This is a genomic window from Romboutsia sp. 13368 (assembly GCF_018336475.1).
GTDB lineage: Bacteria > Bacillota > Clostridia > Peptostreptococcales > Peptostreptococcaceae > Romboutsia.
In genome coordinates this window covers 1054955-1056160 of sequence record NZ_CP048741.1, presented here as the reverse complement: position 1 = coordinate 1056160, position 1206 = coordinate 1054955, and the positions used below count along the sequence as shown (strand labels likewise).

2 pseudogenes are annotated in these 1206 nt (G+C 24.0%); both read right to left on the bottom strand.

Annotation, left to right across the window (positions count from 1 at the left end):
* Positions 1 to 82 precede the first annotated feature (82 nt).
* A pseudogene (locus G3997_RS11825) lies at positions 83 to 693 on the bottom strand (polysaccharide deacetylase family protein).
* Between the two features lie 133 nt (positions 694 to 826).
* Positions 827 to 1024, bottom strand: a pseudogene (locus G3997_RS04295) (metal-sensitive transcriptional regulator); the annotation flags it as partial.
* Between the last annotated feature and the right edge of the window lie 182 nt (positions 1025 to 1206).

Here is a 1206-nt window from a genome sequence, read left to right as displayed (position 1 = left end):
ATAATTACATTACTAAATTATATTCAAAATAACTTAATTTACAACTTTCTTGTATATAAGTAAAAAATCTCTATATGCAAATTTACTTATAGAGATTTTTTAACCAAAAGTTTTTAGGTTCTTGATGTTCACTAATTGGTAATAATTCATACCCTTCATCAACTAAATAACCAATTAATGAATCCAAAGCTTCTACAGTTTGTTTTTTTTCATGTATCAATATTATTATTTCATTTTTATTTTTAGAATATGTTTTTGCATTTTCTACTATTTCACTAGATGAATATTTCCAATCCTCCGTATCTATATTCCAGTCCCAAACTTTATATCCAGAATCTACAAGGATATCAAAAGAATCTTTAGGGGTATAAGGTTTGCTTCCATATGGAAGTCTAATTAAGCTAGAATATTCACCAGTTATATCGTAAAATGTTTTATTATTTAAATCAAATTCTTCTTTTGCAGAAGCTTTATCTTTATATAATTGGTGTATATCATGAGATACACTATGAAGTCCTGCAGAGTTACCGCTCTMRATATTCTCTGTACTTCATCTTTATGCTTATTCATATTTCTATTTATCATGAAAAAAGTTGCTTTTACATTATGTTTATCTAGTATATCTAGTATTTGATTTGTATATTTTGATGGTCCATCATCAATAGTTATATAAGCTACTTTGTCATAAGTTATACCTGGACCTTTAGTTGAATTTTCAGGAATTTTATTTATTATTTCTGTGATAGTATTAGTCTTTATTGTTCTATATATATTAYTATTAAGATAATTTATTTCTTTTCTTTCACAAATAAATTTAATTAWTCTCTTTTATACTATTTACAACACATCCCTTTATATGATTTTCAAGTATAATAGATCCAACTTTATTAATAGCAGATCTTATGGCTGATATTTGGGTTAGTATATCTATGCAATACCTTTCTTCTTCTACCATTTTTTGTATTCCCTTAACTTGTCCTTCTATTCTATTTAGCCTTTTTATAAGCAAATCCTTATCTTTCATTGTGCACCTCTTAGATTTTTTATAGTTATTTAACTATTTTTATCTATCTTAAAATATACTATGCTAATTATCTTTATCTATTAATTTTTATTATACATCATTTTATTAATTCTTACAATTTACATAGAAAATCATTTCTTTTAAATTTAAGTTTCTGAGTTATAACTTCTTAAATTTAAGTT